The sequence below is a fragment of the Thiomonas sp. genome (assembly GCF_054608695.1).
The window spans coordinates 101,382-113,046 of sequence record NZ_JBTRXV010000002.1; the positions used below are offsets into that span (position 1 = coordinate 101,382).

Annotated in this window: 10 protein-coding genes; 9 read left to right on the forward strand and 1 reads right to left on the reverse strand. The window is 68.1% G+C overall.

The annotated features are described in order from the left end of the window. The first annotated feature begins 2 nt into the window (after positions 1-2). The 9 genes from murD (at position 3) to lpxC (ending at position 10,999) form a co-directional block, all read left to right on the forward strand. Positions 3-1,535 carry a UDP-N-acetylmuramoyl-L-alanine--D-glutamate ligase gene (gene murD / locus ACYCUK_RS02525; RefSeq protein ID WP_461593263.1) on the forward strand — a complete coding sequence of 511 codons (1,533 nt, stop codon included), beginning with the start codon at positions 3-5 and terminating at the stop codon, positions 1,533-1,535. Further along, entirely contained in the window at positions 1,532-2,770 is a 1,239-nt protein-coding gene (gene ftsW / locus ACYCUK_RS02530; RefSeq protein WP_461593264.1) for a putative lipid II flippase FtsW, read from the forward strand. The genes murD and ftsW overlap by 4 nt, the downstream gene beginning before the upstream one ends. A 115-nt stretch (positions 2,771-2,885) precedes the next feature. Next, positions 2,886-3,959 (forward strand): undecaprenyldiphospho-muramoylpentapeptide beta-N-acetylglucosaminyltransferase, encoded by a 1,074-nt coding sequence (gene murG, locus ACYCUK_RS02535; protein ID WP_461593265.1) that lies wholly within the window; start codon positions 2,886-2,888, stop codon positions 3,957-3,959. Beyond that, positions 3,956-5,371, forward strand: coding sequence for a UDP-N-acetylmuramate--L-alanine ligase (murC, locus tag ACYCUK_RS02540; RefSeq protein WP_461593266.1), 1,416 nt, complete (start codon positions 3,956-3,958; stop codon positions 5,369-5,371). The genes murG and murC overlap by 4 nt, the downstream gene beginning before the upstream one ends. Beyond that, entirely contained in the window at positions 5,368-6,360 is a 993-nt protein-coding gene (locus ACYCUK_RS02545) for a D-alanine--D-alanine ligase (RefSeq protein ID WP_461593267.1), read from the forward strand. Before murC ends, ACYCUK_RS02545 begins: the two co-directional genes overlap by 4 nt. Next, complete coding sequence (locus ACYCUK_RS02550; RefSeq protein WP_461593268.1) at positions 6,357-7,241, forward strand: cell division protein FtsQ/DivIB; 885 nt, start codon at positions 6,357-6,359, stop codon at positions 7,239-7,241. Before ACYCUK_RS02545 ends, ACYCUK_RS02550 begins: the two co-directional genes overlap by 4 nt. A 3-nt stretch (positions 7,242-7,244) precedes the next feature. Continuing rightward, positions 7,245-8,489, forward strand: a complete 1,245-nt coding sequence (ftsA, locus tag ACYCUK_RS02555) for a cell division protein FtsA (protein WP_112485308.1) — start codon at positions 7,245-7,247, stop codon at positions 8,487-8,489. Between the two features lie 110 nt (positions 8,490-8,599). Further along, positions 8,600-9,793 (forward strand): cell division protein FtsZ, encoded by a 1,194-nt coding sequence (ftsZ, locus tag ACYCUK_RS02560; protein WP_461593269.1) that lies wholly within the window; start codon positions 8,600-8,602, stop codon positions 9,791-9,793. 279 nt (positions 9,794-10,072) lie between these two features. Further along, entirely contained in the window at positions 10,073-10,999 is a 927-nt protein-coding gene (gene lpxC, locus ACYCUK_RS02565) for a UDP-3-O-acyl-N-acetylglucosamine deacetylase (protein ID WP_461593270.1), read from the forward strand. Positions 11,000-11,054: 55 nt separating this feature from the next. Here lpxC and ACYCUK_RS02570 read toward each other — a convergent pair whose 3' ends face one another. Then, a complete protein-coding gene (locus ACYCUK_RS02570; protein WP_461593271.1) occupies positions 11,055-11,519 on the reverse strand; it encodes a DciA family protein in 465 nt (154 codons plus the stop codon). Positions 11,520-11,665: the final 146 nt, after the last annotated feature.

Genomic DNA, 11,665 nt, shown 5'->3' on the forward strand with positions numbered 1-11,665 from the left:
AGGTGAACCTGCGCGACCGCACCGTCCTCGTCCTCGGCCTGGGCGTTTCCGGCCTGGCGATGGCGCGCTGGTGCGCGCGCCAGGGAGCCGTCGTGCGCGTGGCCGACAGCCGCCGCCAGCCGCCGCAATTGGAGGCGCTGTGCGCCGAGTTGCCGCAGGCCATGGTGCATGCGGGGGGCATCGACGCCGGCTTGCTGGACGGGGTCGAGCTGCTCTGCGTCAGCCCTGGCATCGCCCCGAGCGACGCTGCTTTCGGCCCGCTGCTCGCCGCCGCCCGTGCCAACGGGGTCGATGCCGTCACCGAACTCGGGCTGTTCAGCGCCGCGCTGCGCGAGTTGCAGCAGGCGCAAGGTTATGCGCCGTCGCTGCTGGCCATCACCGGCACCAATGGCAAGACCACGGTCACCGCGCTCACTGCGCATCTGCTGCAAGGCGCGGGGGTGGATGCGGTGGCGGTCGGCAATATTGGCCCGGCCATGCTGGATGTGCTGGCCGAGCGGCTTGACGCAGGCCGCCTGCCCGCAGCCTGGGTGCTGGAACTCTCCAGCTTCCAGTTGCATGGTGCGGATGACTTGGCCGCCACCGCCGCCACCGTGCTCAATGTCACGCAAGACCATCTCGACTGGCATGGCGACATGCGCGCCTACGCCGCCGACAAGGCGCGCATCTTCGGCCCGCTGCCCTGGACGCTGACCCAGCCTCCGGGGCTGATGCTGCTCAACCGCGACGACCCGCAGGTTCTCGGCATGGGCCGCGAAGGCCGCAAGCTGCAGACCTTCGGGCTCGATGCGCCGGCGCGCGCGGGTGACTGGGGCATCGCCGTCGAGCATAGCGTGGCCTGGCTGGCGCGTGCCCAAGACGTGGAGACGGAAGAGACGCAGGCGAGGATGTCCAAGCGCCGCGGCAAGGCGCAGCCGCCTGCCATCGACTTGCCCGTGAGCCTGCAAATGCTGATGCCTGCCGACGCCTTGCGCATCCAGGGGCGGCACAACTGGGCCAACGCCCTGGCGGCGCTGGCGCTGGCCTGCAGTACCGGCACCGCGCTCGCGCCCATGCTGCACGCGCTGCGCAGCTACCGCGGCGAGCCGCATCGCATGCAGTCCCTGGGCGTGATCGAGGGCGTGGAGTGGATCGAAGACAGCAAGGGCACCAATGTCGGCGCCACCGTTGCTGCGCTCACCGGGCTGGACCGCCCGGTGGTGCTGATCGCCGGCGGCGATGGCAAGGGTCAGGACTTCGCCCCGCTGGCGGCGGCGGCGCGGGGCCGCGTGCGTGCCGCCGTGCTGATCGGGCGTGACGCCGGCCGCATCGCCCAGGCGCTCGAAGGCGTCTGCCCCACCGAGCAGATGGCGAGTCTGGAACTGGCGACGCAGCGTGTCGCAGAGCTGGCCGGCGCGGGCGATGTGGCGCTGCTCTCACCCGCCTGCGCCAGCCTCGACATGTTCCGCAACTACGCCCACCGCGCCGAGGTGTTCACCGCCTGCGTGGCCGAGTTGGCGCACGCGCATGGCGTGATGCTGGAGGCCGCGCCATGAAGCTTGCCTTGCCAGCGTTCGGCCGCAAGCGTGGCGAAGCCCAGCCCAAGCCCGCACCCATGCCGGTGCGCATCGGCTATGTCGGCCCGTCCGCCTCGCGCATGCTGGACTTCGACCAGAACCTGCTGTGGGTCATCGTGCTGCTGCTGGCTTTTGGCCTGGTCATGGTGTATTCGGCCACCATCGCCATTCCCGAAGACCCGCGCTTCGCCCGCTGGACCCAGTTCCATTTCTTCTGGCGCGATCTGGCGGCGGTGTCGCTCGGCCTCATCGGCGGCTGGGTCGTGTTTCAGTTCCCGATGAAGTTCTGGGAACGCTGGGCGCCGCTGATTTTCCTGGCCTCGCTGGCCATGCTGGCGGCCGTGCTCGTGCCATTTCTCGGCAAGGGCGTGAATGGCTCGAGGCGCTGGATTCCTCTCGGCGTGTTCAATTTCCAGCCATCCGAACTGGTCAAGCTCGCCATCATTCTCTATGCCGCCAACTTCATGGTGCGCAAGCAAGAGGTGAAGCAGAAGTTCAGCAAAGCCTTCCTGCCGATGGCGGCCGCGCTGGCCGTCATCGGCCTGCTGCTGCTGGCCGAGCCGGACATGGGTGCTTTCCTCGTCATCGCCTCGGTCGCCATGGTCATCCTCTACCTGGGAGGGGTGAACGGCAAGTTGTTCGCCGCGGGCACGGTGGTGCTGATCGGCGCCTTCGTGCTCATGATCGTGTTCTCGCCCTGGCGGCGCGACCGCATCTTCGCCTACCTCAACCCCTGGGCCGAAGACAACTCCCTGGGCAGCGCCTACCAGTTGGCGCATGCGCTCATCGCCATGGGACGTGGCCATATCTTCGGCGTCGGCCTGGGCGGCAGCGTGGAAAAGCTGCACTACCTGCCCGAGCCGCAGACCGACTTCCTGCTCGCCATCATCGGCGAGGAGCTTGGCTTCGTCGGCGTGCTGGCCGTGACCCTGGTGTTCGCCTGGATCACCAAGCGCGCCTTCGACATCGGCCGCCAGGCACTGGCCTCCGACCGCATGTTTTCTTCGCTGGTGGCGCAGGGCGTGGGCGTGCTCATCGGCGGTCAGGCCTTCATCAATATCGGCGTCAACCTCGGCCTGCTGCCCACCAAGGGCCTCACCCTGCCCCTGCTGAGTTACGGCGGCTCGGCCACGCTGATGTCGCTGCTGGCCCTGGCCATCTTGCTGCGCGTGGATTTTGAAAACCGCGTGCTCATGCGAGGAGGTCAGATATGAGCATGAGCACGCGGTTTCGGTGCAGGCTGACTTGCGCGCAGCGCAAGTTATGCCGGAGCCAAAACGGGCAGCCGTCAGGCTGCACCACACGGCTGCTCATGCGAGGCGGGCAGATATGAGTGCGCCGCGCACCGCCGTCATCATGGCCGGAGGCACCGGTGGCCATATCTTTCCCGGGCTGGCCGTGGGTGAAGGGCTACGCGCCGCCGGCTGGCAGGTGCATTGGATGGGAGCGCCCGCCAGCATGGAAGCGCGGCTGGTGCCGCCCCAGGGCTACCCCATGCTGTGGGTGAACTTCGGCGGTGTGCGTGGCAAGGGTCTGCTGACCCAATTGCTGCTGCCGCTGAAGTTGCTGCGCGCCTTCTGGCAAGCGCTCCACGCGCTGCGCCGTGTGCGCCCCGGCGTGGTGCTGGGCATGGGCGGTTACATCACCGTTCCCGGCGGCTTGATGAGCGACTGGGCCGGCGCCAAGCTGGTGCTGCACGAGCAGAACGCCGTGGCCGGCATGAGCAACCGCCTGCTGGCGCGGCTGGCCGACTGCGTGCTCACCGCCTTCCCGCACACCCTGCCCACGGGCGACTGGATCGGCAATCCGGTGCGGCAATCCATCCGCGACCTGCCCGCGCCGGCGCAACGCTACGCCGCCCGCAGCGGTCCACTGCGCATCCTGGTGGTCGGTGGCAGCCTGGGGGCGGCGGCGTTGAACGAGCGCGTGCCCCAGGCACTGGCCTTGCTCGGCGCGGCCGAGCGCCCGCAGGTGCTGCACCAGAGCGGCCGCGGACATCTGCAGAGCCTGCAGCAGCGCTATGCGCAGCTTGGGTTGCAGGCCGACTGCCGCGAATTCATCGACGACATGGCGGCGGCCTACGCCGATGCCGACCTGGTCATCTGCCGCGCCGGCGCATCCACCGTGAGCGAAATCGCTTGTGCTGGAGTTGCCGCGCTGTTCGTGCCTTTCCCTCACGCCGTGGACGATCACCAGACCGCCAACGCCCGCTTCCTGGCCGAGCCGGGCGCGGCCCTGCTGATCCAGCAAACCGAACTCACACCCGAGCGCCTCGCCACCGAACTGCGCAGCCTCGACCGCCCTCGCCTGTCGGTGATGGCGCAGCAGGCGCACAAGCTCGCCAAGCGCGATGCCGTGCAGCGCATCGTCGCGGCATGCGAGGCGCTGGAGAACCCGACATGAAACACGCCATCCGCCAAATTCACTTCGTCGGCATCGGCGGCGCCGGCATGAGCGGCATCGCTGAAGTCTTGCTCAACCTCGGTTATGGCGTGAGTGGCACCGATCTCGGCGAAAGCGCCACGGTGCTGCGTCTGCGCTCGCTGGGGGCTCGCGTCGCCATCGGCCATGATGCCGCCCATATCGCCGGGGCCGACGCCGTGGTGGTGTCCACCGCCGTCGGCCCCGACAACCCCGAAGTGCGCGCCGCCCGCGCCCGCCGTATTCCGGTGGTGCCACGCGCCGTGATGCTGGCCGAGCTGATGCGCTTGAAGCGCGGCATCGCCATCGCCGGCACGCACGGCAAGACGACCACCACCAGCCTGGTCGCCAGCGTGCTGGCCGAGGGCGGACTCGATCCCACCTTCGTCATCGGCGGCAGGCTCAACCGCGCGGGCACCCATGCCAAGCTGGGGCAGGGCGAGTACATCGTGGTCGAGGCCGACGAGTCCGACGCGTCCTTCCTCAACCTGCTGCCGGTGATGGCAGTGGTGACGAATATCGACGCCGACCACATGGACACCTACGGCCATGACATGGCGCGGCTGCGCCAGGCTTTCGTCGCGTTCATCGCCCGCCTGCCGTTCTACGGCGCCGCCATCCTGTGCGTGGACGACCCCGGCGTGCGCGCCATCCTGCCTTTCGTCTCCAAGCCGGTCACGCCCTACGGCCTGAATGAAGACGCCCAGGTGCGCGCCGTGGACCTGCGTGCCGATGGCGGCTGCATGCACTTCACCGCCTTGCGGCGCAACGGCGTGGTGTTGCCGCCGCTGGCCGTCACGCTCAATCTGCCCGGGCTGCACAACGTGCGCAACGCGCTGGCGGCCATCGCCGTGGCCGCCGAACTCGGCGTGGACGACGCTGCCGTGGTCAAGGCGCTGGCCGAGTTCCACGGCGTCGGCCGGCGCTTCCAGCGCTATGGCGAGATCGTCTTGCCCGCCGGCGGCAGCTTCACGCTGATCGACGACTACGGCCACCATCCGGTGGAAATGGCCGCCACGCTCGAAGCCGCGCGCGGGGCCTATCCGGGGCGGCGCATCGTGCTGGCGTTCCAGCCGCACCGCTACACCCGCACCCGCGATGTGTTCGAGGACTTCGTCGCCGTGCTCGGCCAGGCCGACGCCGTGCTGCTGGCCGAGGTCTATGCCGCCGGCGAGCCGCCGATCGTTGCCGCCGATGGCCGCAGCCTCGCGCGTGCACTGCGCGTGGCGGGCAAGACCGAGCCGCTGTTCGTCGACGACATCAAGGCCATGCCGCAAGCCATTCTGGATAGCGCGCACGCTGGCGACGTGGTGGTGTGCATGGGCGCAGGCTCCATCGGCGCGGTGCCGCAGCAGGTGGTCGATCTGGCGCGGACGATGGAGGCGTCGACATGAACCGGCTGCAGCCCTCCACCGCGGAACCCGAGGCCTTGGGCCGCGTCGCCGTGCTCATGGGCGGCAGTTCCAGCGAGCGCGAAGTCTCGCTCATGTCGGGCAAGGGCGTGCTCGCGGCGCTGCAGTCGCGCGGGGTGGACGCCTTTGCCTTCGATCCTGCCGAGCAAGCCTTGTGCGAGTTGCGCACGTTGAGGGCGTCGCGCGCGTTCATCGCCCTGCATGGCCGCCACGGCGAAGACGGCACGGTGCAAGGCGCGCTGGAGTTGCTCGGCATTCCCTACACCGGTCCCGGCGTGCTGGCCTCGGCGCTGGCCATCGACAAGCACATGACCAAGCGCCTGTGGCAATGCGACGGCCTGGCCACCCCGGCGTGGCGCATGGTGGCCAGTGCCGCGCAGGCGCATGCCGCCGCACGCGAACTCGGCTTGCCGCTGATGTTCAAGGCCTCGCACGAGGGATCGACCCTCGGCCTCAAGCGTGCCGACCACCCGCACGAAGTGGGCGCCGCCTTTGCCGAGGCCGCGCGCTTCGACGCCGCGGTGCTGGCCGAGCAGTTCATCGAAGGCGACGAGGTCACTTGCGGCGTGCTGGGCGAGGGCGATGCGGCCGTCGCGCTGCCGCTGATCCACATCGTCGCCCCCGGCGGCAACTACGACTTCGAGCACAAGTACTACAGCGACGAAACCCGCTACATCTGCCCCTGCGATCTGCCCGCAGGCGAAGAAGCCGCCATCGCGCAACTGGTGCTGGCCAGCTACCGCGCCCTGGACTGCCGCGGCTGGGGCCGCGCCGACATCATGATTCGCGCCACCGACCGCAAGCCTTTCCTGCTGGAGATGAACACCAGCCCGGGCATGACCGGCCATTCCCTGGTGCCCATGGCCGCACGCGTCGCCGGCCTGAGCTACGAAGACCTATGCCTGCGCATCCTGGCCGATGCACGGCTGGACGCTGGCCGCAGCGCGCAGCGCGAAGGGGCGTCACCATGAGCATGGCCCGCCACCGCCAGATGGAGCGTGACGGCGCCTTCGGCGCCTGGCGCGCCGCGCCGCGTGCCAAGACCTCCGACGAGGTTCCGCTCGACATCCGGCTGATGAACTTCACCAGCCGGGCGCTGGTCTGGCTGTTCGCCATTGGCGCTCTGGTGGTGGCCGGCAACTGGCTGATGCAGCGGCCCTGGTGGGCCATCCGCAGCGTGCAGGTGCAAGGCCAATTGCAGCATGTCAGCGCCACCGCCTTGCGCGGCGAGGCGCTGCCACGACTGCAGGGCAATTGGTTCACGGTGAACCTGCCCGCCGCGCAGCAGGCGTTCGACCAGATTCCCTGGGTCAACAAGGCCGTGGTGCAGCGGGTGTGGCCGCTGTCGCTGCTGGTCACGCTGGAGGCACAGCAGCCGCTGGCCATCTGGAGCGATGGCAGTGCTCCGGTGGGCCTGGTGAACACCAGCGGGCAATTGTTCGAGGCCAACCTCGGCGAGGTGCAGGACATGGCCTTGCCGCGCTTTTCCGGCCCTGCCGCCAGCGAGGCGCGGGTGGCACAGATGTACACGCAGTTGACGCAGGCTTTCGCCCCGTTGCAGTGGAAGGTGACGGCGCTGGAGCTGGGTGCCGAGGGCAACTGGCGGGTGCAGATTCAGGGCGGGCCCAGGCTGGACCTGGGCAGCGACCATGACGCCCAGGCCTTCAACCAGCGCCTGCAACGCTTTCTGGCGCTGGCGCCCGGTGTGCAGAAGCGCTATGGCCGCAGCATGGCGAGTGCCGATCTGCGCTACAGCAACGGTTTTGCCGTGCGCCTGGTCGGGGTCGACCTGCCGGGGGCGAAGACGGATTCGAAAACGATGAAACGACAAGGCAAACCTTCGGGAGCATAGGGAATGGCCAAAGACTACAAAGATCTGGTGGTGGGGCTGGACATCGGCACCTCCAAGGTGCTGGCGATGGTGGCCGAAATCCTGCCGCAGGGCGAGAACGCTGCCGCCACGCTGAAGGTGGTGGGCATGGGCCAGGCGGCCACGGCCGGCATGCGGCGCGGCGTGGTGGTGGACATCGAGGCCACGGTGCAGTCGATCCAGGCGGCGCTGAAAGAGGCCGAGCTGATGGCCGATTGCCGCATCACCCGCGTCATCACCGGCATCACCGGCAGCCATATTCGCGGCCAGAACTCCGAGGGCATGGTGGCGATCAAGGACCGCGAGGTGTCGCAGAACGATGTCTCGCGCGTGATCGAGACCGCCAAGGCGGTGAACATCCCCACCGACCAGCGCCTGCTGCTGGTCGAGCCGCAGGAATTCATCATCGACGGCCAGGAAGTCAAAGAGCCGGTGGGCATGAGCGGCATCCGGCTGGAGACCAAGGTGCATATCGTCACCGGGGCGCAGACCGCGGCCGAGAACGTCATCAAGTGCGTGCGCCGCTGCGGTCTGGAAGTCGATGCCGTGGTGCTGCACCCGCTCGCGTCCAGCCACGCGGTGCTGACCGAGGACGAGAAGGAACTCGGCGTGGTGCTGGTGGACGTGGGTGCGGGCGTGACCGATGTGGCGATCTACACCGGCGGCTCGATTCGCCACACCGCCATCATTCCCATCGCCGGCGAACTCATCACCAGCGACATCGCCATGGCGCTGCGCACCCCGACCAAGGACGCCGAAGACATCAAGATCGAGCACGGCGTGGCCAAGCAGCTGCTCGCCGGGGTGGACGAGCGGCTGGAAGTGCCGGGCCTGGGCGACCGTGGCCCGCGCATGTTGTCGCGTCAGGCGCTGGCCGGTGTGATCGAGCCACGGGTGGAGGAAATTTTCGCCCTGGTGCAGCAGGTGGTGCGCGACTCGGGCTACGAGGAGGTGCTGTCGTCCGGCGTGGTCATCACCGGCGGCGCGTCGCTCATGCCGGGCATGGTCGAACTCGGCGAAGACATTTTTCTCAAGCCCGTGCGCCTGGGTCTGCCGCAATACACCGGGCCCTTGTCGGACATGGTGCGCAGCCCGCGCAACGCCACCGCCATGGGCCTGCTGGTCGAGGCGCAGACACAGCGTCAGCGTGGCGCGCGCATCGCCCAGAAAACCAGCGGCGCGAGGTCTCTGGTGGCGCGGGTGCGCGACTGGTTCGCGGGGAATTTTTGAAGCAGTGCATGACAGGTTTTTACGGGGTCTGCGGCCACCGGACCGCAGACATGTGTGAGGGGTAGTGCAGCAGTGCAGGGTTTTTCAACTTTTATCGACGGAGGTGCATCATGGCTTTTGAAATGATCGAGGACGCCGCGGACAACGGCTTCAACAGCGGGACCAACATCAAGGTGATCGGCATGGGCGGGGGCGGCGGCAACGCCGTCGAGCACATGATTGCCAGCGGCGTGAAAGGTGTGGAATTCATCTGCGCCAACACCGATGCGCAAGCGCTGAAAACGTCCAGCTCGCACCGCTTCATCCAGCTGGGCAAGACCGGCCTGGGCGCGGGCGGCAAACCGCAGGTGGGGCGTGACGCGGCCGAGCAGGCGCAAGCCGAAATTCGCGACGCGCTGGCTGGCGCGCACATGCTGTTCATCACCGCCGGCATGGGCGGCGGCACCGGCACGGGCGCTGCGCCGGTGGTGGCGCGCATCGCCCGCGAGATGGGCATTCTCACCGTGGCGGTGGTGACGAAACCGTTCGAGTTCGAGGGCACCAAGCGCCTGTCGAATGCCGACATCGGCCTGGAGGAACTGGAGAAGAACGTCGATTCGCTGATCGTCGTGCTCAACGAGAAGCTGCTGGAGGTTTACGGCGACGACATTTCGCAGAAGGAAGCCTTCGCCAAGGCCAACGACGTGCTGAAGAACGCCACCGGCGGCATCGCCGAAATCATCAACGTTCCCGGCATGATCAACGCCGACTTCGAGGACGTGAAGACGGTGATGGGCGAGCCCGGCAAGGCGATGATGGGCACGGCCGTGTCCAGCGGCGCCGACCGCGCCCGCCTGGCCGCCGAGCAGGCCGTGGTCTGCCCGCTGCTCGACGGCGTGGACCTGTCCGGTGCCAAGGGCGTGCTGGTGAACATCACCGCCGACGACTCGCTGAAACTGAGCGAGACGCGCGAGGCGATGAACGCCATCCGTGCCTATGCCGCGCCCGACGCGCACATCATCTTCGGCACGGTGAACGACCCCGCCATGGGCGACTCGCTGCGCGTGACCGTGCTGGCCACCGGGCTGTCGAAAGCCCGCGTCGCCGTCAAGGCAGCGCCCAGCCTGACCGTGCTGCGCACCGGCACCGATTCCGGCCCCTTGGGCATGGGCCACGCTTCGGGTGCGGGCATCGACACTTCGCAGATTCCGGCCATCTGGCGTAACCCGCGCGGCAACGCGCCTTCGGCCCATGTCAATGCGCTGATGCAAAGCGGCATGGAAGAGCTGGAGATTCCGGCCTTCCTGCGCAAGCAGGCGGACTGAAACCCGGCAACTGCCAGAACCACGTCGATTGCAAGCCGGGCCAAGGCCGCTTCTTCAGCCCGACTGAAGCGGCCGCTGGCAGGAACGGACGGATGACCCCGTTCCGTCTGTTCCTGCTCCGCCCGGCGCGCAGGCTTTGCCTGGCGCGTTGTGGATCGGGCGCCTCAGCCGTCCCTGCGTTCCCATGTGCGCGCAAGGCGTTCTGCAGACTTGTCTCAGGGCCCTTAAAATAGCCTCTCGTTATCAATGACAGTTTTTCGATTGGGAAAACGGCAAACCATGTTGTCGCAACGCACCATCCGTTCGGCCAATCGCGCCGTGGGCGTCGGCCTGCACAGCAGCGAGCGGGTCGAACTCACGCTGCATCCGGCGCCGCCCGATACCGGAATCGTGTTCCGCCGCACCGATCTGCCGCAACCCGTCTCCATTCCCCTGCACCCCTTGGCCGTGGTCGACACCCGCATGGCCACCACGCTGGGTTCGGGCGACGCCAAGATTCACACCGTCGAGCACCTGCTCTCGGCCTGCGCCGGCCTGGGGCTGGACAACCTGATCGTGGACGTGGACGCCGAGGAAATCCCCATCCTCGACGGCTCGGCCTCCAGCTTTGTCTACCTGCTGCAGTCCGCCGGGCTGCAAGAGCAGCCCGCGCCCAAGCGCTTCATCCGCATGCGCCGGCCGGTGGAGGTGCGCACGCAAGACCGCGACGGCGAGAAGTGGGCGCGACTGGAGCCGCACGACGGCTTTCGGTTGAATTTCGCCATCGAGTTCGACCATCCCGCGATCGACCAGACCGCGCAGGACTACAGCTTCGACTTCGACATGCAGGCTTACGTGCGCGACATCGCCCGCGCCCGCACCTTCGGCTTCATGCGCGATGTGGACGCGCTGCGCGAGCGCGGCCTGGCCCAGGGCGGCAGCATGGAAAACGCCATCGTCATGAACGAGTCGCGCATCCTCAACCAGGAAGGCCTGCGTTTCGACGCCGAGTTCGTCAAGCACAAGATGCTCGACGCCATCGGCGATCTCTACGTCATCGGCCATCCCATCATTGGCGCCTACAGCGCCTACCGCAGCGGCCACGCCGTCAACAACGCGCTGTTGCGCGCGGTGCTCGACGATCCCACGTCCTACGAGATCGTCAGCTTCGACGACGCCAGCACCGCACCGCCCGGTTACCGCAGCACACTCAAGGCCGCAGCCTGAGCCCATCGCCTCGGCCCTTGTGCCGAGGACAACAACACCAGCACAGCACCAGCAGCTACGGCTTTTCGCGCAAGGCCTGCAAGGCCCGCAGCCGGGCGCGCACCGAGGCCGGCGCCCGCGATGGCGCTGCGGCCTCGGCGCGTACCGGACTGCCCACCGGCGGCGAACCCGGCTCCTGCACCCGCACCATGATGCGCTTGAGCGGCCATTGCGCCTGCTGCAACTGGCGCAACAGCAGCGGCCCGTAAAGCTTGAGCTTGGCGGCCACGGCCGGGGACGAGGCCGTGAGGTTCCAGACGCCTTCGGCCCAACGGCCAGGGCGCACTGCCGCTGCCAGTTCCAGCGGCAAAGAGCCTTGCAGCGTCGCCCACATCTGCTGGGATGTGCGCGCCTGCTCCTTCAGGGTCATCAGCGTGGGCGTGCGCTGCATCCACTGCGGCAGCATGGCCATGGTGGCCGCAGCCGGGCTCGCGGCGTGGCGACGCCGTGGCTTGCGGAACTGGGTCGGGCCTGTGGTCATCGGGGGTGGCGCCAGGAAAGGCGCCGCCTGGGCGCGCATGAGGGCGAAGACCGCATTGTCCGGCAAGGGCGGGCCACTCCGCGCGCGAGGGGCGCTGGGTAGAATGGAAGTTTTCCTTGTGATGGCATTCGGGGCTTGCTGTCCAT